Origin of the sequence: Haloferax denitrificans ATCC 35960, from assembly GCF_000337795.1 — an archaeon.
GTDB lineage: Archaea > Halobacteriota > Halobacteria > Halobacteriales > Haloferacaceae > Haloferax > Haloferax denitrificans.
The window spans coordinates 58,344-82,652 of record NZ_AOLP01000011.1 but is presented as its reverse complement, the minus strand read 5'-3'; the positions used below and the strand labels follow the sequence as shown (position 1 = coordinate 82,652).

At 68.2% G+C, this 24,309-nt stretch carries 27 protein-coding genes; 15 read left to right on the top strand and 12 right to left on the bottom strand.

Annotated elements, in window-relative coordinates; genetic code table 11:
* Nucleotides 1–820 precede the first annotated feature (820 nt).
* Nucleotides 821–1,090 carry a hypothetical protein gene (locus tag C438_RS10230; protein ID WP_004969313.1) on the bottom strand — a complete coding sequence of 90 codons (270 nt, stop codon included), beginning with the start codon at nucleotides 1,088–1,090 and terminating at the stop codon, nucleotides 821–823.
* 91 nt (nucleotides 1,091–1,181) lie between these two features.
* On the opposite strand from C438_RS10230, the gene C438_RS10225 reads away from it, so the two are divergent.
* The 3 genes from C438_RS10225 (at nucleotide 1,182) to C438_RS10215 (ending at nucleotide 3,782) form a co-directional block, all read left to right on the top strand.
* A complete protein-coding gene (locus C438_RS10225; protein WP_004969312.1) occupies nucleotides 1,182–1,979 on the top strand; it encodes an inositol monophosphatase family protein in 798 nt (265 codons plus the stop codon).
* A 95-nt stretch (nucleotides 1,980–2,074) separates the two neighbouring features.
* Nucleotides 2,075–2,545 carry an Lrp/AsnC family transcriptional regulator gene (locus C438_RS10220; RefSeq protein ID WP_004969311.1) on the top strand — a complete coding sequence of 157 codons (471 nt, stop codon included), beginning with the start codon at nucleotides 2,075–2,077 and terminating at the stop codon, nucleotides 2,543–2,545.
* 118 nt (nucleotides 2,546–2,663) lie between these two features.
* A complete protein-coding gene (locus C438_RS10215) occupies nucleotides 2,664–3,782 on the top strand; it encodes a DUF63 family protein (protein WP_004969310.1) in 1,119 nt (372 codons plus the stop codon).
* A 237-nt stretch (nucleotides 3,783–4,019) separates the two neighbouring features.
* Here the strand turns inward: C438_RS10215 and C438_RS10210 are convergent, their stop codons facing one another.
* On the bottom strand, nucleotides 4,020–5,708 hold the full coding sequence (locus tag C438_RS10210) for a YcaO-like family protein (protein WP_004969309.1): 1,689 nt from the start codon (nucleotides 5,706–5,708) through the stop codon (nucleotides 4,020–4,022).
* A gap of 49 nt (nucleotides 5,709–5,757) precedes the next feature.
* The gene (gene tbsP / locus C438_RS10205) at nucleotides 5,758–6,585 is read right to left on the bottom strand and encodes a transcriptional regulator TbsP (RefSeq protein WP_004969308.1); all 828 of its coding nucleotides are present in this window, start codon (nucleotides 6,583–6,585) and stop codon (nucleotides 5,758–5,760) included.
* 366 nt (nucleotides 6,586–6,951) lie between these two features.
* Here tbsP and glyA point away from each other — a divergent pair, with 366 nt between their 5' ends.
* The 5 genes from glyA to C438_RS10180 all read left to right on the top strand — a co-directional run bounded on the left by glyA (nucleotide 6,952) and on the right by C438_RS10180 (nucleotide 10,691).
* Complete coding sequence (glyA, locus tag C438_RS10200) at nucleotides 6,952–8,199, top strand: serine hydroxymethyltransferase (RefSeq protein ID WP_004969307.1); 1,248 nt, start codon at nucleotides 6,952–6,954, stop codon at nucleotides 8,197–8,199.
* Nucleotides 8,200–8,311: 112 nt separating this feature from the next.
* Nucleotides 8,312–8,611 (top strand): DUF211 domain-containing protein, encoded by a 300-nt coding sequence (locus C438_RS10195; protein WP_004969306.1) that lies wholly within the window; start codon nucleotides 8,312–8,314, stop codon nucleotides 8,609–8,611.
* Nucleotides 8,611–9,180, top strand: coding sequence for a VIT1/CCC1 transporter family protein (locus C438_RS10190; RefSeq protein WP_004969303.1), 570 nt, complete (start codon nucleotides 8,611–8,613; stop codon nucleotides 9,178–9,180). Before C438_RS10195 ends, C438_RS10190 begins: the two co-directional genes overlap by 1 nt.
* Before the next feature lie 99 nt (nucleotides 9,181–9,279).
* Nucleotides 9,280–10,173 carry a bifunctional methylenetetrahydrofolate dehydrogenase/methenyltetrahydrofolate cyclohydrolase FolD gene (folD, locus tag C438_RS10185; RefSeq protein ID WP_004044681.1) on the top strand — a complete coding sequence of 298 codons (894 nt, stop codon included), beginning with the start codon at nucleotides 9,280–9,282 and terminating at the stop codon, nucleotides 10,171–10,173.
* Between the two features lie 5 nt (nucleotides 10,174–10,178).
* Nucleotides 10,179–10,691 carry an NUDIX domain-containing protein gene (locus tag C438_RS10180; protein ID WP_004969302.1) on the top strand — a complete coding sequence of 171 codons (513 nt, stop codon included), beginning with the start codon at nucleotides 10,179–10,181 and terminating at the stop codon, nucleotides 10,689–10,691.
* Nucleotides 10,692–10,728: 37 nt separating this feature from the next.
* On the opposite strand, the gene C438_RS10175 is transcribed toward C438_RS10180, so the two are convergent.
* Both C438_RS10175 and C438_RS10170 read right to left on the bottom strand, forming a co-directional pair.
* Nucleotides 10,729–10,962 carry a DUF7385 family protein gene (locus C438_RS10175; protein ID WP_004969300.1) on the bottom strand — a complete coding sequence of 78 codons (234 nt, stop codon included), beginning with the start codon at nucleotides 10,960–10,962 and terminating at the stop codon, nucleotides 10,729–10,731.
* A 59-nt stretch (nucleotides 10,963–11,021) separates the two neighbouring features.
* Nucleotides 11,022–11,732: a DUF7117 family protein gene (locus C438_RS10170; protein WP_004969298.1), complete on the bottom strand. Its 711-nt coding sequence runs from the start codon at nucleotides 11,730–11,732 to the stop codon at nucleotides 11,022–11,024.
* A gap of 125 nt (nucleotides 11,733–11,857) precedes the next feature.
* Here C438_RS10170 and C438_RS19700 point away from each other — a divergent pair, with 125 nt between their 5' ends.
* Both C438_RS19700 and C438_RS10165 read left to right on the top strand, forming a co-directional pair.
* Nucleotides 11,858–12,004 (top strand): hypothetical protein, encoded by a 147-nt coding sequence (locus C438_RS19700; RefSeq protein WP_004969297.1) that lies wholly within the window; start codon nucleotides 11,858–11,860, stop codon nucleotides 12,002–12,004.
* 612 nt (nucleotides 12,005–12,616) lie between these two features.
* Nucleotides 12,617–12,904 (top strand): PadR family transcriptional regulator, encoded by a 288-nt coding sequence (locus tag C438_RS10165; protein ID WP_004044685.1) that lies wholly within the window; start codon nucleotides 12,617–12,619, stop codon nucleotides 12,902–12,904.
* Between the two features lie 14 nt (nucleotides 12,905–12,918).
* Here the strand turns inward: C438_RS10165 and C438_RS10160 are convergent, their stop codons facing one another.
* On the bottom strand, nucleotides 12,919–14,187 hold the full coding sequence (locus C438_RS10160; RefSeq protein ID WP_004969296.1) for an AI-2E family transporter: 1,269 nt from the start codon (nucleotides 14,185–14,187) through the stop codon (nucleotides 12,919–12,921).
* Nucleotides 14,188–14,408: 221 nt separating this feature from the next.
* On the opposite strand from C438_RS10160, the gene C438_RS10155 reads away from it, so the two are divergent.
* The gene (locus C438_RS10155) at nucleotides 14,409–15,761 is read left to right on the top strand and encodes a class-III pyridoxal-phosphate-dependent aminotransferase (protein WP_004969295.1); all 1,353 of its coding nucleotides are present in this window, start codon (nucleotides 14,409–14,411) and stop codon (nucleotides 15,759–15,761) included.
* A gap of 9 nt (nucleotides 15,762–15,770) precedes the next feature.
* Here the strand turns inward: C438_RS10155 and C438_RS10150 are convergent, their stop codons facing one another.
* The 3 genes from C438_RS10150 to C438_RS10140 form a co-directional block, all read right to left on the bottom strand.
* Entirely contained in the window at nucleotides 15,771–17,183 is a 1,413-nt protein-coding gene (locus tag C438_RS10150; RefSeq protein WP_004969294.1) for a hypothetical protein, read from the bottom strand.
* A gap of 66 nt (nucleotides 17,184–17,249) precedes the next feature.
* Nucleotides 17,250–18,230, bottom strand: coding sequence for a flap endonuclease-1 (fen, locus tag C438_RS10145; RefSeq protein ID WP_004969293.1), 981 nt, complete (start codon nucleotides 18,228–18,230; stop codon nucleotides 17,250–17,252).
* 27 nt (nucleotides 18,231–18,257) lie between these two features.
* Nucleotides 18,258–18,878 (bottom strand): GNAT family N-acetyltransferase, encoded by a 621-nt coding sequence (locus C438_RS10140; protein WP_049917945.1) that lies wholly within the window; start codon nucleotides 18,876–18,878, stop codon nucleotides 18,258–18,260.
* A gap of 58 nt (nucleotides 18,879–18,936) precedes the next feature.
* Here C438_RS10140 and C438_RS10135 point away from each other — a divergent pair, with 58 nt between their 5' ends.
* Nucleotides 18,937–19,518 carry a class I SAM-dependent methyltransferase gene (locus C438_RS10135; RefSeq protein ID WP_004969290.1) on the top strand — a complete coding sequence of 194 codons (582 nt, stop codon included), beginning with the start codon at nucleotides 18,937–18,939 and terminating at the stop codon, nucleotides 19,516–19,518.
* 21 nt (nucleotides 19,519–19,539) lie between these two features.
* Nucleotides 19,540–19,956 carry a DUF3054 domain-containing protein gene (locus tag C438_RS10130; protein ID WP_004969288.1) on the top strand — a complete coding sequence of 139 codons (417 nt, stop codon included), beginning with the start codon at nucleotides 19,540–19,542 and terminating at the stop codon, nucleotides 19,954–19,956.
* Nucleotides 19,957–20,062: 106 nt separating this feature from the next.
* Here the strand turns inward: C438_RS10130 and C438_RS10125 are convergent, their stop codons facing one another.
* On the bottom strand, nucleotides 20,063–21,433 hold the full coding sequence (locus C438_RS10125; protein ID WP_004969287.1) for an MFS transporter: 1,371 nt from the start codon (nucleotides 21,431–21,433) through the stop codon (nucleotides 20,063–20,065).
* A gap of 228 nt (nucleotides 21,434–21,661) precedes the next feature.
* On the opposite strand from C438_RS10125, the gene C438_RS10120 reads away from it, so the two are divergent.
* Entirely contained in the window at nucleotides 21,662–21,910 is a 249-nt protein-coding gene (locus C438_RS10120; protein ID WP_004969286.1) for a hypothetical protein, read from the top strand.
* A gap of 72 nt (nucleotides 21,911–21,982) precedes the next feature.
* On the top strand, nucleotides 21,983–22,981 hold the full coding sequence (locus C438_RS10115) for an ornithine cyclodeaminase family protein (protein WP_004969285.1): 999 nt from the start codon (nucleotides 21,983–21,985) through the stop codon (nucleotides 22,979–22,981).
* A gap of 102 nt (nucleotides 22,982–23,083) precedes the next feature.
* On the opposite strand, the gene C438_RS10110 is transcribed toward C438_RS10115, so the two are convergent.
* Nucleotides 23,084–23,635, bottom strand: a complete 552-nt coding sequence (locus C438_RS10110; protein WP_004969284.1) for a hypothetical protein — start codon at nucleotides 23,633–23,635, stop codon at nucleotides 23,084–23,086.
* Nucleotides 23,636–23,820: 185 nt separating this feature from the next.
* Nucleotides 23,821–24,255: a hypothetical protein gene (locus C438_RS10105; protein WP_004969283.1), complete on the bottom strand. Its 435-nt coding sequence runs from the start codon at nucleotides 24,253–24,255 to the stop codon at nucleotides 23,821–23,823.
* Between the last annotated feature and the right edge of the window lie 54 nt (nucleotides 24,256–24,309).

Sequence of the window (24,309 nt, the reverse complement as noted above, 5' to 3'; positions counted from 1 at the left end):
GCGCCGAGTGACAAATGCGTCCCGAGGGCGTCGAATCGGGGCGCGTCAGCGACCGTGGTGGACCGCCGTCCACGGGCGAGCAGACGGACGCTGAGAAGGACCGTCGTGCCAATATAAACCCGACCGCTCGCCGCCTGCGCCGTCTTTTCTACGCCCGCGAGGTTCTCGGTCACGCCGCCGCGACAGGGACGCCACACATCTCCAGCGGCATCCCGAACGATTCATCATGAACAGACCACGTTTCCGATGAAAAACGCCGGAAGGGAGCCGACCGCGGACGACATTCGACGGCGACTCCGGCCAACCTATCGGTCGAACAAACTATCAGTGTCTTCTGACTATCCAGAAAATATCAGAAACATTCATTATGTTATCGGGCCTACTGTAGTGTTGCCGGAAGCGCAAGGACGCACCGGATGACCAAACCGAATCCCTCGGGCGACGTGAAAGGCGTCGACGACGGTACGCATCGCAAGATTGCGGAGGAATGGAATCGACACGAACACCGAGTCTTTCGTAACAGGAAGACGAGGTCAAAGTGCCGAAGAGGAACCGAAACAGCCCCGTAACCGCTCTGCGAGCGAGTGGCAGGAAGACCAAGTACCGGACCACGAGGAATCGGAGTTCGGGAACTCGGCGCAAGCCGAAAACGGTCGTGAGGGCTGTGGAAAACGTCTTCCGTCCGGGTTCTAATTGCGGATTCTGGCTTTTCCGTTATCTGCCCTTCGAGCGAGCGGTCCGCCTCGCGGGGGCGCGCAGTTCACGACCCGTCGAGTCGGCGGTGCGTCGGTGGCACGTCGGTGCCGCGTCGGCGACGACGTTACGGCCGAACCAACCGACTCATCAGTCGCAGATACTCCGAGGCGACGAGCGGTTCGTCGGCCGCGGTCCGCTCGACGGCCGCCACGCCGTGTTTCAGTTTCTCCTTGAGCGGACTCGGCGGCACCTTGTGGCCGACCACGCGAGACGCCGTCTCGACGTGCTCCAACGCGGTCTCGGCGTCGCCGGCTCTGACCGCCGCTCTGGCGTCCTCGAAGGAATCCGCGAGCGACTCGCGGACCCGCGCCGGGAGGTCGATAGCGTCTGACACGCCACGAGGTAAACCGTCCATCGACATAAGCCACCGGGCCGCGTCGCCGTCCGGTCGGTGGATATAGGCACCTGCCGGTCCTGCCACGCCCATGAACGAACTCGACGCCCGAGCGGACCGGGCACAGCGCGCGGCCCGAGACGGCGGCGCGGTCGCGCGGCGCGCCTTCAGAACCGGCGTCGCCGTCGAGACGAAAGGCGGGAAGACGGACGTGGTCACGCAGGCCGACAGGGACGCCCAGCGCCGCGTCGTCGAGCGAATCCGCGGCGCGTTCCCCGACGACCCCATCGTCGGCGAGGAAGAAGACGAACTCAAATCGGTGCCCGAGTCGGGGCCGGCGTGGGTCGTCGACCCCATCGACGGCACGAACAACTTCGTCCGCAACGTGCCGGTCTGGGCGACCGCGGTCGCCGCCGTCCGCGACGGGGAGCCGGTCGCGGCGGCCAACTACCTGCCCGCGCTCGACGACTGCTACGCGGCCGACGACGAGACGGCCTACCGAAACGGCGAGGAGATTTCGGTGAGCCAGCGCGACGACCCCGAGACGTGCACCGTCTGTCCGACGTTCTGGTGGGACTACGACGCCCGCGACGAGTACGCCGCGGCGGCCCGCGCCATCGTCACGCGCTTCGGCGACCTGCGGCGCTACGGGAGCATGCAGGTCGTGCTCTCGTACGTCGCCGACGGCTCGCTCGACGGCGTTATCACGAACAAGCGGGCGAACCCGTGGGACTCGGTCGCCGGCGCGCACCTCGTTCGGATGGCCGGGGGCACGGTCACGGACCTCGACGGGGACGAGTGGCGACACGACTCGGAGGGACTGGTCGCCTCGAACGGGCGCGTCCACGACGCGGTGCTCGAAGCGGCGCGGGAAATCGACGACCGGTAGAACCGGCGGGGAGGCGGTCGGCCGGTTCCGGCGGCAGTCAGCGAACCGAGTCCCCATCCGCAAGTGCGAAGTTACCCCCCATCAGAAGGGATAGCATGGACCTCGACGCGACGGACCGGGCGATTCTCCGGATTCTGATGGAGGACGCGCGAACCCCGTTCAGCGAAATCGCCCGCAGAATCGACATGTCGAGCGCGACGGTTCACGACCGGGTCGGTCGGATGGAAGACGCCGGCGTCATCGAGGGCTACCACGCCCACGTCGACCCGCGGCAGGTCGGGCTGGGCACCTCCGCGCTGGTCGGCTTCCGAGTCAAGCAGGGCCGCGAGAAGGAGGCGCTCCAACAGCTCCGCGACATCGAGGGCGTCCAAGAAATCAACCTCACCACCGGCGAGTGGGACGTGATGCTCCGGGTGTACGCCGAGGACACCGACGCCCTGCGCGAGCTCATGTTCGACCACATCGCCGAACTCGACGGCTTCTCGCGGTCCCAGACGATGGTCATCCTCGGGACCGAGTACGACGACCCGGTGTTGCCGATTCGCGAGCCGGACGACGAAGACTGAAATCCGCCCGTCGCGGAGCTGAGTCGCCGCGCCGAGACCCGCGCGGGGAGTGCGAGAGACCGGAACCCTCAACAGGCCCGCCGTCGGGGTATCGGCTATGGCAACGGTAGCAGAGCGAATGGGTCTCGACCCCGAGCGCCTCTGGGGGCTCGGCGTCGCGGCCATCCTCGTCGCCCTCGTCGGCGGGTCGCTCGCGTTCCCTCGCGTCGTCTACGACGGCTTCATCTGGCACTACTTCTGGGGCCCCGTCCAGGCCGACGCGAACTCGGCCGTCTGCGCGGTTCGGGCGAACGGCGTCACGCAGTACCTCGACACGGCGTCGGCCTGCGCCGCCGCGGCCGAACCCGTCGCGTACCCCGGCTACACGCTCGTCTCCGAGGTCGGCTACATGGTCACGCTCGTCATAGCCCTCTCGGGCGTCGTGTTCCTCCTCCGCCGCCTCGACATCGGCGAGCGCCCGCGGTTCTTCTACGCGCTCTTCCCGTTCATGCTGTTCGGCGGCGCGTTCCGCGTGGTCGAGGACGCCAACGACGCCCCCGGCGTCGCCGACGCCCTCATCACCTACCCGCTGAACACGCTCGTCATCAGCCCGGTCATCTACGTGACCGTCTTCGCAATCACGCTCGTCGCCGTCGTCGGGAGCGTCTTCGCCGAGCGACGGGGACTCGTCGATGACTACGTGAAACCGCTGTTCGGGGCCGGCCTCGCCGTGCTCGCGGTCACGCTCGGCTACCTCCTGTGGGCCGGCCTCACCGGCGCGCAGGGCGCGACGTTCTACCCGCAGGTGCTCGTCGTCATCCTCGTCGGCGCGACGCTCACCGCCGCGGCGACGTGGTGGCTCATCGAGCGCTTCGCCCCCGAAATCAACGAGGGGACCGGCTACATCGGTCTCGTCGTCATCTGGGGCCACGCCGTCGACGGCGTGGCGAACGTCATCGGCCTCGACTGGATGGTCGCGCTCGGCGCGGGCAACAACCTCGTCCCGAAGCACCCGGTGAATCAGGCGGTCGTCGATTTCACCTCTTCCACCCTCCCCGAGTCGGTGCTGGCCGTCACGGGCGACGCGTGGCCGTTCCTGCTCGTCAAGCTCGTGGCCGCGACGGCCGTCGTCTGGGTGTTCGACGAGCAGATATTCGAGGACAGCCCGCGCTACGCGATTCTGCTTCTCATCGCCGTCCTCGCGGTCGGGCTCGGACCGGGGAGCCGCGACATGCTCCGCGCGACGTTCGGCGTCTAATCGGCCGGTCTCCTCCGTTTTCCCGCTCTCGGTCTCCAACTCTGCCGCGTATCGCTTCTCTCCCGACGAAGCTTCAAGTACCGAGCCGCGGCCACCGCCGCTATTCTGTGACGCAGGCCGCGCGGCGGCTCGCGGGTGTCCGGCACACCGCCGCGCGGATTCGACTCGGCCCGCCTGCCGCGCGGCCACCCGTGCCGGCTGTCAGCCACGAACCCCACCAACCCCGAGACTCGCCGGCTACGGGAACGGGTGGAACTCCCGGTCCAGCCGCGGTTCGAAGCCGAGGTCCCGCGGCACCGACTCGGCTCGGTCGGCGAAGTACGGCTCGCCGATAAACAACGGTTGCGCCGCCGGCACGACCACGCGGACCGCCTCGAAGCCGAGGCGCTCCACGTCGCGCGGGGTGGTCCGCGCCGCGTAGGCGTCGAGACCGGCGTCGGCGACCGCCGAGACGACCGCGTCGAGTTCGGCCGCGCCCTCGGTGACCTCGTCGGGACCGACCGAGTCCGCGGGGATGGTCGCGTCCGGCGAGACGAACGTCCGTGCGGGCTTCGGGAAGTCGGCGTAGGTCGCAATCGCGCCGCCCTGCGTCGCGGCCTGTTCCGGTCCCATGGCGCGCAGTTCGGTCCAGTTCTGGAGCGCCTCGGCCAGCGCGGAGCGAGCGGCGCGGTTCGCGTCGAGGTCCGCGCCGGAGCCCATCGCGAACTTCGGCCACTCGCCGTCGCGGTGGACCGCCACCGCCGCGACCGGCACGTCCACGTCCTGCGTCACGAGGAGCGCAGTCACTTCCAAGGACTCGGAACGGGCGCGGGCCGCCAGCGTCTCGAACGTCTCGTCGGTCACGTCCAGCCCGAGCGGGTCGAACGTCGAGTACCACGCGAGCATCGTCGCGTCGCGCTCGACGACCTCGTACAGCCCCGAGAGAATCGCCTCGGTCCCGGAGTTGCCGAGGCCGAGGCCGGTCGTAATCGACGGCTTGTGCCGCTCCGACGGCGGCGGGTAGTGGACGAACTCCGCCGGGAGCGAGACGGTCGCCCCGGTGGCGAGGTCCGCGCCTTCGACCCACTGAATCGGCTCCTCGGGGTCGGGGTCGCGGAACGAGTCGGGTCTGACGAAGCGACTCGGCGGCACCGCGGCCGGCCGGGACGCCGCGGGCGCGACGGCGAACTCGCTGGTGCGGTAGACGCCCGCCGAGTAGCGTTCGAGCGCCTCGCCGAGCGCCTTCATGTAGGCCTCGTCCCAGCCGGCGGCCGCGCCGCCGGCGAGTTCGGCCGCCCGAGCGTCGGCGTACACCGTCGTATCCGCCGTCTGCGCGACGTAGTAGGGGAGCGGGAACGACTCGCGCTCGCCGACCTGCGTGACGATGCCGACGCGGTCGTCGACGGCCGACTCGGCCCGCGCGAGCGCGTCGTCTAACTCGACGGCGCGGAAGTCGCGGTCGAGGGTCCGGTCTCGCTCCGTCGGCGACGGCGTCGGGAGAACCGACCGCTCGGGACCCGGGACTTCGACGACGGTCCCGGCCACGTCGTCGCCCGCGAGGAGCGCGATGCCCCGTCGTCCGGCGATGGCGCCGGCGAGTCGAACGGCCGCGCGGTCGCCCCCGGGACGGCCGCTCGACTCCGTGGTGGACGCGACCCGCGCCCGGAGGTCCGCGAAGTCGGCGCTCCCGGGGTCGAACGCCGAGACGGCCGCGTCGAGGTCGGCCACGGCGTGACCGCCGACGCCGCCGATTTCGACCGCGAGCCAGCGCGAGGCGGCTTCGTCGGCCGCGTCGAAGGCGTCGCTTCCGGCCGCGGCGACGACGAAGCCGAGGTCGAACGAACCGAGCGAGTCGGGGGCCGTCTCCGCGACCGTCGCGTCGATGTCGGCGCACGCCGCGCGAATCGACTCGGCGGCGGGACCGCTCCCGACGAGTCCGATATCCATGCGCGCGACGAGGAGCGGCGGCGGGAAAAAGCGAGGGGGTCGCGGTCGGCTACGCGTCGAGCAGTTTCTGGGCCTCGTCGGCCAGTTCGTCCGCGCTGGCGGCGACGAGTTCGTCCGCGCCGAGCTTCAGGCGGAGCCGCGGCCGGCCGACGTCGATGGGGACCTTCTCGGTGTCGATGAGGCCGAGTTCTTCGAGCTTCGTCTTCGTCCGGGAGAACGTCGCCTTGCTGGCGATGCCCACGTCCTCGCCCCACTTCGAGATGTCGTAGAGGAGGACCTCGTTGCGGGCGGCGACGAGAAGCGAGATGGTCACCTCGTCGAGGCCGTCGCCGTCGCCGCGAGCCGACGACAGCGAGGCGAGCACGGCGTCGAAGTCGGCGAGCGTCTCCTCGCCGATGTCCTCGCCGAGCGTCTCGCGGACGCGCGACAGCGGCGGGGTCCGGAGCTTGAACTCGGGGGCGTTCTCCCAGTGGGTCTGGTGGGCCTCGAACGCCGTCTCGACGAACGCCTCGTCGTCGGTGACGAGACCGGCGACCTTGCCCCCGGCGGCGACGAGCGCGACGACCGAGTTCGGCGTGACGAACAGCGTGTTCTCGACTTCGTCGGCGGCGGTCCGCATCGAGAGCGCGCCGTCGGCGACGAGGTTCGCGGCGTTGGAGGCGACGATGAAGTCGTCGAGGACGTCTTTCAGGATGCCCTCGTCGGCGACGAGACGGATTTCCGGGAGGTCGTCGTCGACGTCGGTCGCCACGGCGACGAGCCCCTCGATGACTTCGGCGGTCGGATTCGCGACCAGCACCTCGTCTTCCGACGAGGAGAGGACGGACTGGATGATGTCTTCTACCCCCTCAGCGAGTAGATTAGAACGAATAGCCATAGCTTGAATATCGCCAGTAATATATTTAATATTAACGCAAGACGACCGGCAGAACGTATTCGAAATCGAGTTGTACCAACGCTGTACCGAGCGAATTGAGCGACACGTTTCAGAAATTTTACTCCAAGGAGAGAGTGGGAAAATCGAATTCGAACCGGCTGACTCGGTCGGGAAGGAGTCGTCGCCCGCGAGAGTCGCCCCGAGCGGTCGACTCGGGTCGGAGACACGTCCGCGACGGGTGGCATCACGCGTTCGTGTATCTGTTCACGGTAGCACGCCACAGAATATACACGAGTGTGTAACACAACACCGGCAGGCGTAGCCAAATGGGACACATTTATGCCGTAATTGGCCCGGATACTACGTATGGACTACAGCCACGTCCGCGACGTCGACCCCGCCGTGGCAGACGCCCTCGACGGCGAGGTCGAACGCCAGCGCGACACGCTCGCGATGATCGCCTCGGAGAACCACGTCAGCGAAGCGGTCCTCGAAGCACAGGGGAGCGCGCTGACGAACAAGTACGCCGAGGGCTACCCCGGCAAGCGCTACTACGCTGGCTGTGAGTACGCCGACGACGTGGAGAACCTCGCCGTCGAGCGCGCGAAGGAACTCTGGGGCGCGGAACACGTCAACGTCCAGCCCCACTCCGGCACGCAGGCCAACATGGGCGTCTACCTCGCCATGCTCGACCCCGGCGACAAGATTCTCTCGCTGGACCTGACCCACGGCGGCCACCTGAGCCACGGTCACCCCGCGAACTTCACGGGCAAGCTCTACGACGTCGAGCAGTACGAGGTCGACGCCGAAACCGGCTACATCGACTACGACCAGCTCGCCGAGAAGGCCGCGGACTTCGAGCCGGACATCATCGTCTCCGGCTACTCCGCGTACCCGCGGGCCGTCGAGTGGGAGACGATTCAGGAGGTCGCCGACGACGTGGACGCGCTTCATCTCGCCGACATCGCCCACATCACGGGCCTCGTCGCCGCCGGCGTCCACCCCTCGCCGGTCGGCGTCGCCGACTTCGTCACCGGCTCGACCCACAAGACCATCCGCGCCGGTCGCGGCGGCATCATCATGTGCGACGAGGAGTACGCCTCCGACATCGACAGCGCCGTCTTCCCCGGCGCGCAGGGCGGCCCCCTCATGCACAACATCGCCGGCAAGGCGGTCGGCTTCAAAGAGGCGCTCGAACCCGAGTTCGAGGAGTACGCCCAGCAGGTCGTCGACAACGCGAAGGCCCTCGCCGAGACGTTCGAAGACCACGGTCTCAGCGTCGTCTCCGGCGGCACCGACACGCACCTCGTGCTCGTCGACCTCCGCGACTCGCACCCCGACCTCACCGGCGGCACCGCCGAGGAGGCGCTCGAATCGACGGGCATCGTCCTCAACGCGAACACCGTCCCCGGCGAGACGCGGTCGGCGTTCAACCCCAGCGGCATCCGCGCCGGCACGCCCGGGCTCACCACCCGCGGCTTCGACGAAGACGAAATCCGCGAAGTGGGCGAACTCATCGTGAAGGTCGTCGACGCCCCCGAGGACGACGACGTGCTCGCGGAGGTCTCCGAGCGCGTGCAGGAGCTCTGCGACGCCAACCCGCTGTACGAGTAGAGTAAGCGACGCCCGCGGGCGACCGCCGCGGTTCGGCGGCCCGGCGCGTTCGGTTTTTCAAACCCCTCTGCCGAGTAACACTATTACCCGCGCCGCCGTATCGCCGTCCGACATGGCTCCGATTCGCCGGCTCGTTCTCGACGTGTTGAAACCGCACAGCCCCTCGACGGTAGAGGTCGCCCGCGAAGTCGCCGATGCGCCCGGCGTCGCCGGCGTGAACGCGACGCTCCTCGAAACCGACCGCGAGGTGCAGAACCTCAGGCTCGTCGTGGAAGGCGAGGCCGTCGACGCCGACGAGGTCGAACGTCGCGTCCGCGACCTCGGCGGGACGGTCCACTCGGTCGACGAGGTCGTCGCGGGCGAGACGCTGGTGGAGTACCGAACTCAACCGCAGGACCCGTCGCCGTCGTGATGTCGGCTCGGCTCGCCTCGCTCCTGCGCGACGACCGCGTCCGCGCCATCTCCCGTCGGTACTTCGTCTCGAACGGCTTCGACGGCGCGCTGACCTGCATCGGTCTCGTCATCGGCGCGTACCTCACCGGCGTCACCGACGGGGTGACGGTCGTCGAAATCGGCGTCGGCGCGGCGGTGGGGCTGACCACCTCCGGCGTCTGGAGCGTCTGGGAGATAGAGCGCGCCGAGAAGCGGGCCGAACTGGGCCGCATCGAAGAGGCCATGCTGACCGACCTCGACGGGACCGCGGTCGAACGCGACAAGGTCGCCGCGCGGGGAATCAACGCGGTCGCCAGCGGGCTCGGTCCGCTCGTCGGCATCGTCGTCCCGCTCCTCCCGTTTCTCGCGGTCGGCACCCTCCTGTCGATGACGTGGGCGACGCTCGCCTCGGTCGCCCTCGGGACGGCCATCCTCTTTGCGTTCGGCGCGTACATGGGGTCGATATCGGACCAGCGGTGGTACGTCGCCGGCCTGCGGATGGCGCTGGCGGGCGTCGCGGTGGCCGCCGTGAACCTGCTGTTCGGGTGACCGCCGATAGCCACAGACGTGTATATTTTTGGCATTTCACGGCCGAGAATACGCACGAATCCGAATCTTTGAAATGGTCGGGGCGCGCTGTCTGAGACAATGACGACCATCATCGACGGCAACGCCGTCGCCGAGGAGATTCGAGACGGGCTGGCCGACGCCATCGACGCCCTCGACGAGGCGGGCGTGAAGCCGGGCCTCGCGACCGTCCTGATGAGCGACGACCCCGCCAGCGAGACGTACGTCTCGATGAAACAGCGCGACTGCGAGGAGGTCGGCATCGAGGCGTTCGACTACGAGCTCGACCCCGAGACGCCCGCCGACGAGCTGTACTCGCTCGTCGACGACCTCAACGACGACGACGAGGTCCACGGCATCCTCGTCCAGATGCCCGTCCCCGACCACGTCGACGACCGGACGGTCCTCCGCCGCATCGACCCCGCCAAGGACGTCGACGGCTTCCACCCCGAGAACGTGGGCCGCCTCGTCGCCGGCGACGCCCGCTTCAAGCCCTGTACGCCCCACGGCGTCCAGAAGCTCCTCGCCGCCGCCGACGTGGAGACCGAGGGCGCGGACGTGGTCGTCGTCGGCCGCTCGGACATCGTCGGCAAGCCGATGGCGAACCTGCTCATCCAGAAGGCCGAGGGCGGCAACGCCACGGTCACGGTCTGCCACTCCCGCACCGACGACCTCGCCGCGAAGACCCGCGAGGCCGACATCGTCGTCGCCGCGGCGGGCGTTCCCGAACTCGTCACCGGCGACATGCTCTCGGAGGGCGTCGTCGTCATCGACGTGGGCGTCAACCGCGTCGACGCTGACAACGAGAAGGGCTACGAACTCGTCGGCGACGTGGAGTTCGACTCCGCGAAGGAGAAGGCCAGCGCCATCACGCCCGTCCCCGGCGGCGTCGGTCCGATGACCCGCGCGATGCTCCTCTGGAACACCGTGAAGGCCGCCGCCGAGGCCGAGGGCGTCGACGTGGACCTTCCCTGAATCGGATGGAGAGACAGATGGGTGCACCGCCGGGCATCGACGGCGAGTGGACCGTCGACGACGACGGCGTCGTCCGGCGTCGAAACCGCCGTGACCTCGACAGCGAGACGTTCGACCGTCTCGCGTCCCGCATTCGCAACGGCCTCGACTGGGGCGTCGCGGGCCTCTGCGAACGGGACGGGGCGGTGCTCCTCGTCCGCCAGGACGGCAAGTGGGTCCTGCCCGGTGGCGGGGTCGAAGCCGGTGAGTCGAAGACCGAGGCGCTTGTCCGAGAGATGCGAGAAGAGACTGGACTCGACGCGACTGTCGGGTCACCGCTGGTCGTCACAGAACAGACGTTCACACACGGCGACGACCACGCGACGTTCCACTTCGCCATCTACGACACGGCCGTCGACGGCGACCTCACCGACGACCCCGGCCTCGAAGACGAGGCCATCGCCGACGTGTCGTGGTTCGAGACGCTCCCCGCGGACACGCTCGACAGCGGGCTGATTCGGTTCCTCCGCGGGCGCTGACCGGCCGCGCGTCCGACCCGCTTTTCTCACTCGTTTCTCACTCGTGAGTCGCCACGAGCAGTCGGTCGCCGTCCCGCCGGACGCAGAATCGAGTGCCGGCGTCCACGTCGAAGCTGTGCGCGTCCCGGTCGGAGATGAGCAGTTGCGAGAAGTCGTCGCCGCAGGCCGGACAGGCCACGCCGTCGCGGTTCTCGACGAGCATCGTGTCGCCGTCGTCGCGGAGCAGTTTCACCCGGTGGCGCACCTCGTGGACGTCGAATCCGGCAGTCATCGTCGGCGAAGGGTCGCCGCGAGGCAAAAACGTTCGGTGAGCGCGGTGGTCGGGCGGCCTCAGAACAGCGCCGCGAGCGTGTCGCGGGCCGACGCGAGCGCGTCGAGGTCGTCGTCGACGACCGCGGTGTGTAGCTCGCGGGCGGCCTCGACGAGCGCCTCGGACTCCGCAAGCGAGACGGCTCCGTCGAGCGCCTCGACGCGCTTGCGGTGGTTCGAGAGGGTTTCGAGCGTCGTCCTGCCCTCGGGGTTCGGGTTGTCGTCGAGCCACGTCGAGAGGTCGCGGCAGTAGGCGTCGATGGCCTCGGCGTAGGCGAGGCCGCGGGCGTCGACCATCGAGTCCGGGACGGCGTCGGGGGCGGGGCGCTCTCCCTCGTCGGCGCGGCGGAGCAGGGTGATGACGTAGAGCTGTTCGTCGTCGGTGGGGCGGTTCGACCGGGCGACCACGTCGACCGCGTGGAGGAGTTCGTGGGCCGCGAGCGGGGTGTCACCGAGCGGGAGCAGTTCGCCCCCGCGGATGTAGCCCGTCTGCCGGACGTAGTCGCGGAGGTCGGATTTCAACGCCGGCGCGGCGTCCCGAATCGACCCGTCGCCGACGGCGGCGCGGTGCGCCGAGAGGTCGAGGTCGGTCTGTGTGGCGGTGTGGCGCTCCCTGTCGCCGACGCCGACGCTCCGGAGGCTCCCGCACTGCGGGCACGACACGCTTCCCGTCTCGTAGTACGACCATCGGTGGTCGCACTCCTTGCACTCGCGCTCGCCGCGTATCTCCATGCGGTGCGGTTCGTCCCGACGGCGCAAAAGCACGGCGACCCGGAGCGGCAGGCCCGACGCCGGAGCGAGCGGTGCCCCCGAGGCGACCGCCGGGCTACATACGTCCGGCGACCCACCATCGAGGCATGCGAAGCGAATCCGAGGTCCGAGAGCAGTACGAGTTCCTGAGAGACGAACTCGACTCCGAGGAGATGCGACACGAGGGCGTCAGAAAGCTCATGACGCACTACAAGCGGGCGCTCGGCTGGGTACTGGAAGAAGAACACATGTGAGCCACCCAACATAAATATTCCAGCGGACCGGAATCCGGGGCGCGTCCGGAATTCGACCCGTACGTGCCACGCAGACGGACAGTTAGCCGCGTTGTCAATGTTTGGCACGCGTCGTTATCTTTAAGTGAAACCGAACAGTAGCCGATAGTGACGCTTCGCTTTGGAGGGCCGAAGCGTCAGCGGGGACCAATTCAGGGCGGCATGCCGTGCCGGAGATTTCCGGCACGGCTTGCTTTCCTTCTGTGCGAAACTACGACCCGAGACCGAGCGGTCCGTCTCTCGCCGTCCGTGTACGGTGTCCCGTCGTTCCGGACCTGTCGAAAACCACACAGGAGCGCTGTGGGCTACTTCGACACCCCACGGGGTTCCGGTTCCGACAGTCAAACTGTGTTGCTAGTTAACAAGTAACAACATATTTTCCGCAATTCGTTCGAGTCGTCCAGCTGTGGACATATCCAGTCCTCGAAACGGACAGTCCGGCGGATTGGTAAACTGGTCAACATAATTGCCGCCGGAAGATTCCGGGGACTGGCGCGTCTTTGAGGGTAAATCGTCGGCCGAGGCCGATATGTTTATCTGAATTAGACAGTAACATACGGGTCGAATTTACCGATGTACGACCTGACAGGATTCCAGCGAGACCTGCTGTACGTCATCGCTGGTCTCGAAGAGCCGCACGGACTCGCCATCAAAGAAGAACTCGAAGCCTACTACGAAAAGGAGATTCACCACGGGCGGCTCTACCCCAACCTCGACACGCTCGTCGAGAAGGGCCTCGTCGACAAGGGACAGCGCGACCGCCGGACCAACTACTACACGCTCACCCGCCGCGGTCGCCGCGAAATCAAGGCCCGCGACGAGTGGGAAGCGGAGTACGTCCCCGAAGACTTCGAGGCGTGACCGGGCGGCTCGGGCTACCCGTCCACGCCGGCGTCGGACGGCGACCGTGAGTCTCGACCTGACCTGGTCTCGTCTCGGTCGGTAAACGTCTCCGAAGCGTCCGACTCGCCTTCCACAGGCCGTTTCGTTTCGGCTGTTTCTCGCTCCGCGTCGTCGCCCTCGTCAGCGGCTAGCTCCTCGACCGGCGGGCCGTCGACCAAGTGCGCCGGGTCCACCATGTACGGCCGAATCGGCTTTCCAGCCAGGAGCTCCGGCAGGACGAGTTTGGCGAAGTTCACGAACAACACGAGTATCATCGGCATGAGGAAGATGCCGTACCAGCCGAAAAGCAGTGGGCCGAACGTGTACGCGAGCATCACGGCCCCGACGTGGAGGCTCCGACCGGAGACGTACGGCCGGAGCACGAGGTCGGGAATCGTGTCCACGATGACGAACGAGACGGCGGCGAAAAGCAGGACGAACCAGAGTCCGGGCGGGTTCGCAATCGCCGCTTGGACCCCCATGTAGCCGGCGACGGGGACGTAGACGAGTTTCATGCCGACGACGGGGATGAGGCTCGCCACGCCCGCGAGCAGACCGATGAGCGCCGGGGCGGGGATGCGGACGCCCGCCGGCGCGAGGACGTTCAAAAGCGAGTACGCGATGACGCCGATGGTGCCCGTGAGGATGGCGTTCAGGATGTTGCCGAAGAAGATGTTGTTGAAGTCGCGGTCCACGCCGCGCACGTAGGCTTCGAGGATGCCGTGGTCGTCGGCGAACATCGACTGGCCCCACCGCCGCAGGCGGTGGCCGTCGCGGAGGAGGTAGAACGCGAACGCGATCATGACGAACAGGTGAATCGCGCCGACGCCGAGGAAGGCGAACGTGTTGGCGGCGACGCTCAAGGAGTCGAACACAGAGGCGAGGGCCTCGGGCGTCAGCACCGACCGGAAGTCGTACTCCAACAGCGCCTGCGGGCTGGCGATTCCCTCCAACAGCGTCGGGTCGATGCCGTAGGCTTCGAGGTCGATGGGAACCTCGTCCGTCGAGAGTCGGTCCGCGTACCGCAGGAACTCGCGGAGCGCGATGGTCGCGGCGTAGACGACGAGTCCGAGCACGGGGAGCGCGAGGGCGAAAAGCGCCACGGCGGCCGCGAGGCTCGGGGGCTTCACCCGGCGACGAATCCGCCGATAGATGGGCCGCGTGGCGTAGTAGATGAAGAGACCGAAGACGAACGTCCCGATAAAAGAGTAGACGACGTAGGTGAGCGCGCCCGCGAGGACCAACGCGAGCGACCACCACATCGCGCGGGAGCGCTGAATGTCAGGGAGAGCCATACCCAACCACGGACGCGGAGGCGTCAAAAGCCTATCGCGGGAGCGACAGGTCACGACGGGACACCGTCACGACCGGCCGCAGAAGCCGTCGTTTCGCGCGACGAAACCGACCGACTCAGCCGCGTCGCGGACAATAGTACATCAATAATAACGAATATCTTAACTCACGTGTCGCCGTACCGAGTCGCATGGACCGAGAGACGGCGGTGCCACGCGTCGATTCGATGCCCGGCGAGAAAGCGCGCGAGTGGGTTTCGTACCACCACGAGCACGCCGCGCCGAGCACGTACGTCTACGACTTCGTCTGGGACATCACCGCGGAGTCGGAAGGCCCCTTCTGCACCGACGTCGACGGCAACGTCCTCCTCGATTTCACGAGCCACGTCGCGGCCGCGCCGCTCGGCTACAACAACCCGAAGCTCGTGGACCGCATGGCCGAGTTCGACCTCGTCGACCCGACGAAAATCGCCGGACAGGACTTCTACGTCAGCGACGGCTCCGCGCCCGGCGAGGAGCGACTTCCCGGCTCCGCCGCGCTCATGGACCGACTGACCGACCTCACGAGCCACTACGGGATGGACACGGTGTTCCTGTCGAACTCCGGGGCCGAGGCCGTCGAGAACGCCATCAAAATCGCCTACGACCACGCCGACGGCGCGAAGTACGGCGTCACCTTCGAGGGCGCGTTCCACGGCCGCACCCTCGGCGCGCTCTCGCTCAACCGCTCGAAGTCCGTCTACCGCCGCAAGTTCCCCGAGATTTCGGGCGTCCTCGACGTGCCGTTCTGCGACGACCGGACCTGCTCGCCCGCGACGTGTTCCTGCGGCTTCTTCCCCGACGCCGACTCCGCCGTCTCCAAACTCCGGCAGAAGCTCCACCCCAAGACGGGTCACATCGACGCCGACGAGGTCGCCTACGTCATCGTCGAACCGATACAGGGCGAAGGCGGCTACCGCTTCCCGTCCGACGCCTTCGCCGAGGAGCTCGCCGCCGTCGTCGACGACTACGACCTGACGCTCATCGCCGACGAGATTCAGACCGGCGTCGGCCGCACCGGCGAGATGTGGGGTTCGGACCACTACCCCTTCGAGCCCGACATCATCACCGGCGCGAAGGGTCTCCGCGTCGGCGCGACCGTCTCGAACGACGAGATATTCCCCGACGAGCCCTCCCGGCTCTCCTCGACGTGGGGCGCGGGCGACATCGTCTCGTCGATGCAGGGCGTGTTCACCCTCGACGCCATCGAGGAGTACGACCTGCTCGACAACGCCGTCACCCGCGGCCGCCAGTTCGTCGAGCGCCTGCGCGACGACGCGCCCGACACCGTCGCCGACGTGCGCGGCAAGGGCCTGCTTCTCGCCGTCGAGTTCGACACCAACGAACGCCGCGACGCCGTGCAGGAAGCCGCCCTCAAGCGCGGCCTCCTCACCCTGTCGTGTGGCTACAAGGTGCTTCGAATCCTCCCGCCGCTCGACGTGACCGCCCGCGAAATCGACCTCGGCGCGACGATGCTGTTGGACGCCATCGAGGACGTTTCGTAACGCGGCCGGTCAGGTCGCGTCGCGGTTGACGACGGGTTCGACCGCGTTCCCGAGTTCGCGCATCATCCCGGCACCGACGAGGTAGTACACCGCCGATTCGACGCGCTCTTTCCACGCGGGACCGTCGCCCATTTCGAGACTCACGTCGCCGGCGCGGATTCGACTCGCCGCCTCGCTGGCGACGATGCCCGCGATGGGTGAGTCGTATTCGTCGCGCGTCGCCCGAAAGTTGCGCATCGCACGGCGTTTCGCCCGGAACGACCGGCCGGAGTCGTAGTCGGTATCGCCGGGTTCCACGTCGAGGGCACCGAGCGCGAAGTCGTGGGCACGCCGCGCCAGGAGGGCACGGGCGGTGTCGACGAACTGCTTCGCGGTCAGTCCGCGTTCGTAGTCGCCGAGGTATCTGGCGTCGTTGTCGAAGCAGAGGGTGAACAGTTCCCACCGGGCGGCCCCGTAGGGCGTAGATTGGTCCAGGTCGCGCTCTTCTTCGATAGTGGTCCGCATTTCGCTTCGGCGCGGGTACTCGTCGATTCGAGTCCAGAACGCGTCGATGGCGTCAGCGAGTCGGTCCCGGTACGGGGTCGCGTCGTCTCCGAGATTCGCTCGGTACTGCTCGCGATGATGGCGGGCGGTCCGGAGGCGCTGTTGTGCCTGCAACTGCGAGCCCCACTCGCCGGCGAAGTCGTGTGCCGAGTAGTCCATCGACTCACCGCCGCCGTCGACACCGTCCCAGCTTATCTCGATGCGCGTGACTGAGAGGAGCCGCTCGATGGCGTAGAGAAACGCGAGGTCGCGGCCGGGGTCGGAGACGCGGTACTCGGAGAGTGACGACGCGAGGTCGTCGGCCGCTCGGTCCAGTTCGCGGCCGCGCTCGACGAGGAACTCGGGGTCGTCGTCTCCGAGCGCAACAGTCGCGTAGCCGACCGTCTCACCGGCGTACTGAATCCCGGCGGTCGCAGACCTGAGTCGGTCGCGAGCGCTTCCCCAGTCTTCCGCAGATTCGAGGTGACCCCCGGCCGGCGACCCGCGGAGGTGAAACCACGTGTCTTCGTCCACCGAGTCGCGGTCGACTCGCGAGCGCAACTCCTCGGCACGTTCGACCACAGATTCGAGGTTCGCCACCGCCGCGTCGGCGTGCTCGTCACTCACCGGCGGCCGCCAGACGTAGTTACTCGGCGGGTCGGGATACACCGTCGTCAGCCAGTCGGTAATCGGGTCGGGGAGCCACGTCGGCCTGAACCAGCCGATACCGCCGACCGCGCCCGCGCCGCCGACGAGGCCGAGCAGTTGGCGACGCGAGAGCGAAGAGCGGTCGTCGGAGCGGGGCGCGTCGGAGGGCGAGTCGGAATCGGTGTCGGCGTCGTCGCGGTCGCGGGCGGCCTCGGAATCGTCGTCCGCGGGAGGGTCGTCGTCGGGGGACACACGCCGGAGTTCCGAACCAGCCCGTGTAAACGTGTCGGCGGGCTGTCTGCTCGGCGGGGACGCGCCCTACGTCCAGCGGTCGAGGCCGGTCTGGGTGACCGACTCCTCGATGCGCTCGAAGCCGCGGCGGACCTCGTCGGGGTCGACCTCCCACGTCTCGGTGACGAACTCGCGGGCGGCGGCCACGTCGGGGTCGATGTCGGTGTCGTAGTCGTAGTCGTCGGTGACCGGCGGGTCCAAGAAGAACTCGCGCACCCGGTCGGCGTTGGGGATGGTGTCGCCGCGGGCTTCGAGGACCGACCAGAGGTCGCCGTGTTCCTTGACCACCTTCACGGCCGTCTTCGGGCCGATTCCCGTGATGCCCTCGTTGAAGTCGGTCCCGCAGAGCATGGCGATATCGACGAGTTGCTCGTGGGTGATGTCGTGTTTGTCGAGCGTCGCGTCGAGGTCCATCAGCTCGGGGTTCCCCTTGCTCGTGAGCTGTCGGAGCGTGTAGGGCGCGCCGAACAGGAGCGTGTCGTAGTCCTCGCTTCCCACGTAGTCGGCGTCGCCCTTGCGGGCCATGTAGGACGCCTGCGCCTCGCCCTCGGCGGGCGCTTCGACCACCGGCACGTCGAGAAGCGAGAGGAGTTTGCGGCTGGTGTCCTGAATCGTCTCGGTGAGCCGCTGGGTCCGGGCTTCCATCCGGGCGGCCTCGACCGAGTCACCCGCTTCGCGGGCCGCTTCGAGGCGTTCTTCGGCCTTCTCGCGCTGTTCGCGGCGCTTGGCCACCTCGTCGTCTTTCATCTCGGTGACGCCGCCGTCGAAGACGAAGACGGGCGTCAGGTCGTGTTCGAAGAACTTGGGGAGTCCCTGGACGATGCCGACGAGGTTGGCGACCTCCTCGCCCTCGGTCGTCGTGTACTTCTCCGAACTCGTCCACTTGACCGTCGTCGTGAGATAGCGGTACAGCCAGTTGTGGGCGTCCACGGCCACGACGCTCCCGGCCACCTCGTCGAACGACACCTCGGAGAGCGCGGCGAGCGTCCGCAGGTCTGCGTTTCCCATTTGCTCGGCCTTCGGGGGCCGAGGGTTTCAATCGTGCGAGTGAACGCCGTCTACCTCGGGAGGTCCGACTCCCTCGCGCGCCGCGAGAAACGACCGCTCCGGGTCGTCGAGGTCGCGGGCGCGGTAGTGGTCGAGGCCGGACTGATACGCCTCGCGGGAGACCGCGGCGGGCGCGTCGGCGGGGCGCTCCAGCACCAACTCGGCGACGCCCGTCTCGCGGCCCGTGAAGCCGAATCCGGCCTTGTGGCACGCCTCGTAGGCGAAGGGGTTGTTCGCGGCGATGCGGACCGTCTCGTAGCCGCGGTCGGCGGCGGCCTCGCAGGTCCGGCGAAGGAGGTCGGGACCGAGTCCGTCGCCCCGTCGGTCCCGCCGAACCGTGACGTACCGAAGCCAGAGCGTCGTCGGGTCGGTCCGGTCTTCGTTGAACGCGACGGCCGCGACCACGTCCTCGGCCAGTGGCGGCAAAGAGTCGGGGCCGCCGGTCGGCGCGGGTCGGTCGTCGTCGAGGGGCGGAAGGGACCCGTCGGGGTCCCGGAGCACCGTCTTGCCTGTCCCGGCGGTGACAAACTTCCCCGCGTAGGCGAACCGCCGGTAGTCGAGGCGGAGCCGCGGCCCGTCTTCGGGCCACCCGAGCAGGTCGAACTCCATGGCCGAGATGGGGCCGCCGCGCGCAAGAACCTTCCCCGGCGGAGCCGTGGACTCGACCATGCACGGCGCAGGCGACGTTCGGTTCTTCGACCGCTTCGCACCCGTCTACGACCTCGTGATGCCGCCCGCCGACCCCGGCGCGCTCGGCACGGCTCTCGACCGCGCCGACCGCCCCGTCGAGCGCGTCGTCGACATCGGCGGCGGCTCCGGGCGGGCGACGCTCGCGCTCGACGTGCCCGAGCGAATCGTCCTCGACCGCTCGGCCGGGATGCTCCGCCGGGCGCGCCAGCGGGGCCTCGACTGCGTCCGCGGCGACGCCCGAGAACTCCCCTTCGCCGACGACGCCCTCGACGCCGTGACCGTCGTGGACGCCTTCCACCACATGCCCAACCAGCGGGGCGTCGCCGAGGAGGTCTTCCGCGTCCTCGCGCCCGGCGGGGTGTTCGCCGTCAACGAGTTCGACCCCGACACGCTCCTCGGGCGGGGGTTGGTCGCCGCCGAGCGCGTCGTCGGCTTCGGGTCGGCGTTCGCCGCGCCCGACGAACTCGTTCGCTTTCTCGAACGCGTCGGGTTCGACGCCGAGGTGGTCGAACGCGGCTTCGAGTACACGGTGGTCGGAAAAAAGCGGGAGAGCCATTAGGGGGGCGACGAATCCACGCCTATGGCAACCTCGACGTCGTTCTTAGAGGAGCGACTCGATGCCGGGGCGTTACCCATCGCCGTGGGCGACGTGCTCGCCATCTTCCTCCTCGTCACCGTGGGCGTGATTCAGCACAACGGAGTGTCGTACCTCTCGGCCGACCCGGTCGGGTGGGTGCTCACCGCGGTCCCGTTCCTCATCGGATGGCTCGTCGCCGCCCCGCTTTTGGGCGCGTACTCGCCGGGCGCGGCCGAGTCGGCGAAGTCGGCCGTCCCGCTCGGCGTTCGCTCGTGGCTCGCGGCGACCGTCGTCGGCATGGCGATTCGCTGGACGCCGCTTTTCGAAGGCGGCGTCGAACTCACGTTCGTCGCGGTCATGCTGGTGCTCGGCTCCGTCGCCCTCGGCGTCTGGCGGACGCTGTACTTCAAACTCGTCTGAGCGTCGAACGCCGACCACCGAGTTCCGGCCCCCGAACCGCACCGAAGAATCAACCGAAGAACAACCGAAACCGCATTTTCTGCCGGCCGTCCCGCCCGTCCCGGAGTCAGGCGGGCGTCGGCCGCCGCCGCAACAGCGTCACGCCGAGGAGCGTCGCGGCCGCCGCGAACCCGGCGAGGACGAAAAACAGCGCCGTCGAGTCGGCGACCGTGAGGATGTAGCCGGCGATGGCACCGCCGAGCGCGCCGACGCCGAACACGCCGAGGTAAGTGAAGCCGTACGAGAGCCCCCGCAGACCGGCGGGCGTGTACTCCGCGACGGTGGCTTGGTAGAACGGCTGAACCATAAACAGGAAGAAGCCGAGGAGCGCACAGATGGCGAGGAGCGGGCCGACGCCGAGACTCGCCACGGGGAGAAAGGCGACGGCGATGACGGCGAGCGCGCCGAAGCCGGCGACGATGCCGCGTTCAGTCCTGATGCGGTCCGTGAGTTTGCCGCCGACGTACTGCCCGAAGACGCCGACCGTCAGGAGGCCGGCGTAGACGAACAGTTCCACGTCGAGCGTCGGCGCGCCCCCGGCCGACCCGGAGGCGAGGGCGGCGGGCAGGAGTTCGGAGACCGGAATCGGCTCGATGCCGATGACGGAGCCGAGGAGGTCCGGCAGGAACGTCGTGACGCCGCGGTAGTACAGCCCCGAGAACATCACGAGCGCGAAGACGAGCGCGAACCCGCCGGCGAAGAGGTGCTTCGACTGCGAGACCAGTTCGGCGAGCGAGGAGACGCCCGCGCCGGCCTTGTCGTCGCCGCCGGTGTCGCCGCCGTCGCCGGTGTCGGTCCCCGCACCGCCGTCGGCCGCGGCGACCGCGGCCTGTTCTTCGAAGTTGGCGCGGGTGGCGAGCGCGGCGGCCACAAGCGCCGGGAGCGCGAGCACGCCGGCGACGAGGTGCCAGTCGAAAAACAGCAAGAGGAGCGCGGTGACGAAGGGACCGAAGCCGATGCCGAGGTTCCCGGCGATGCCGTGGTAGGCGAAGCCGGTTCCGCGCTCCTCGACGCCGGTGCTGATGAGGCGGAGTCCGGCGGGGTGGTAGACGCTTGCCGCGGCACCCCAGACGACGAGCGCGAGGGCGACGACGACGAGGTTCGGCGACAGCGCGAGCAGGACGAACGACCCGGCCATCCCGAGCAGACAGGCCACGATGAGGCGCTTGGAGCCGACGCGGTCGACGAGGATGCCGCCGGGGAGCGCCCCGAGCCCGAACAGCGAAAAGCCGAGGCCGGTCATCACGCCCAGCGAGGCCGTCGTGACGGGAACCGACGCGAGACCGAGGTCGATGCTGGCGAACTCGCCGAGCCAGATGGCCACGAAGATGGGGATGGACAGTTCGTACGTGTGGACCATCCCGTGGGCGAGCATCACCAGCGCGACGATGGAGCGGTCGTTGCGGTTCACGTCTCCGGCCACGGTACCGACTCCCATAACCGTGTGGAGTTCCGGCAGGCGACGCGCGCGCCGAGCCGACTGTTCGAAGGCGAGGCACAACCCACAGTATCGGATTTGTGATGTTCTCTGCCGGCGGTCACCCCGACGCAGTCTGTCGATTATTCACTCATAAGTTATGAGAACGTTATCGGAAGGTCACGAAGAGAATATCAGTCATCTATGGGAAAGAACTATACCACTTACGTCCGTAGTATGGTACATATTATGACCGGATATTACGACTACATTCTTGGGCTCATCCCGCTCGCACTCCTCGGCATCACCGGCACGCTTACCGTCGCCGGGTTGCAGTTGACGACGGCAGTGCCGATGGCGGCGGGCGTGGCCGCGCTCCTCACCGGCCACGCGCTCTTCGTGAACGGGCCCTCGTCGCCGTCCCCGTCCCGCCTCGACGAACACGCCGGTCCCAACGCCGCTGACGCCCCTTCTCCGTCGGTCCTCGACGCCGACTAATCCCCATCGCACGCCCGCCCGGCCGGTTCGCCGGCCCGCAGGGTTTTGACCGCAGGTCTCGTTTTTTCGACCATGACAGCGACGTTGTTCCTCACGAGCGACGAGGTTAGCGGACTGGCGACGCCGGCCGAGTACGTCGAGGCCGTCCGCGAGGGCTACAGACAGCGCGGCGAGGGCGCGCCGGCCGAGCCGCGGACCAAGCTGTTCAACCGCGAGCCGCCGGGGATGCTCACCTCCTACGCGGCGGTGTTGCCCGAGACGGGCGCGATGGGCGGCTACATGTACTCCGCCGGCTTCGGCGCGGAGGACGCGTGGTTCATGACGCCGCTTTTCGACGCCGAGAGCGGCGAACCGCTGGCGCTCCTCGACGGCGCGAGCATGAACCCCTTCAAGACCGGCGCGGCGGGCGGCGTCGCGGTCGACGCGCTCGCCCGCGAGGACGCCTCGACGCTCGCGCTCATCGGGAGCGGCGCGCAGGCCCGCGGCCAGCTCCGCTCGGTCGCGACCGTCCGCGACCTCGACACCGTCTGGGTCTACTCGCCGACGAAGGAGAGCCGCGAGTCGTTCGCGGGCGAGATGGACCGCACGCTCGACGCGAGCGTCGCGGCCGTCGCCTCCAGCGCCGCGGCCGTCGAGGGCGCGGACATCGTCGTCACGGCCACGACCGCCACGGACCCGGTGTTCGACGGCGACCTGCTCGAACCCGGCACGCACGTCACCGCGATGGGCCAGTACCACCCCGAAAAGCGCGAACTCGACGAGACGACCATCGAGCGCGCGACGTACGTCCCCGACCTCCGCGAGCGCGCCACGATGGACGCCGGGTCGTTCCTCGCCGCCGTCGAGGCCGGCGTCGTGGACGAAGACCACATCCACGCCGAACTCGGCGAGGTCGTCGCTGGCGTCGCCGCCGGCCGCGAGGACGACGAGGAGATAACCGTCTTCGACAGCGGCGGCACGGGCATCGAGACGGTCGCCGCGGCGCACATGCTCTACGAGAGGGCGCGCGACGAGGGACTCGGGACGACCATCGACTTCTCACCGGCCAGCGAGTCGCTCACGGGGGAGTAGAACGGACGGAGGAGTCTCGATTGGCGAGCGACGGCTCGCCGACGCGGTCGTCACGGCTTCGCGGCCGCGGAAAAACCGCCGGTAACCGGCGTTCGTGCTCGCTCAGAACGTCGTCGGCCACGGACGGGGGAACGCCTCCGGCAGTTCGGTGTTTCCGGGTGCGTCTGCGACGCGTTCCGGAACGATTGGGCACAGGACGACGACACCGGGTTTCGACACCGTGACCAGTCCGGCGTCCGCCGCCGCCCGAACGTCTTCGACGTCGTCGAACAGCGCCTCGGGATAGTGGTCCGAGACGTACGGCGAGGCGACGATGTCGGCAACCGTCGTCCCCGCCGCCGTGTTGACGAGGTTGACGTTCCAGTGGGGCGAGTACCCGGACTCTCCGGGGACGAACTCGACGACCTGCGCCTGTAGCGTCCTGTCGCCGCCGATGAGGTAGATGTCGTTTTCTCCGCGTTCCGTCACTCCCTCCTCCACCCCGTGAGCGACGTAGTATATCTCTTCTTCTTCGTACCACCCGTTTGCGACCGAGACCCCCGCCGCGACGGTTCCAGTCGCGCCGACGCCGAGGGCGAGGCCGCCCGCGAGCAGTCCGGTCGTTCGGAGGAACCGGCGACGGGTCGGGCCGTCGCGAGTTGCTGCCTTTGTCATAGTCGTTCTCCTTCGAAATCGGCGAGTCGGGGGCGGTTCCACCCGGCTCGGCGATTCGACTGAACGAGGGGCGAGAGAACAGATAGCGGTTTTTCGATATCTCTCACCACTCCGTACCGGGTCTCTTCCAAATCTGGTGTGAATGTCGCCGCACTGTCGACCGCGAGTCGCGTGTCGAGACCGAATCACAGCGTCACTCGCGCGACCCGCTCGGTCCCGACGAGGACGACCGGGACGAACGCCAGCGCCCCGACGCCGACGACCGCCGGGACGACGACGCCCGGCCAGAACGCCCCCAGTTCGGTCTGCGCGAACGCGCCGAGGAGCGCCGTCCCGCCGACGACGAGGCTGTAGTAGGCCGACCGAATCGGGAGCGTCGGCAGGTGGCCGGGCCGCGGCCACGACCCGGTTCGGACGTAGCCGCCGCGGAACGTGCCGACGGCGACGGCGCTCGCCGCGAGCGCGGTGAGGCCGGACAGCGACACTTCGGCTCTGGGGGTCGCGGCGAGCAGGAACCAGAGCGTCGGAATCGCCAGTACCGACACCTCCCACGCGGCGAAAAACACCTGGTCGAGCCAGCGGTCGACCCGCTTCGTCGCCTTCGAAATCCCCCTCCGCATCACGACTAAAGGTGGGTTTCGGGCGGCTAAACCGTTTCTCCGGCGATGGCGGCG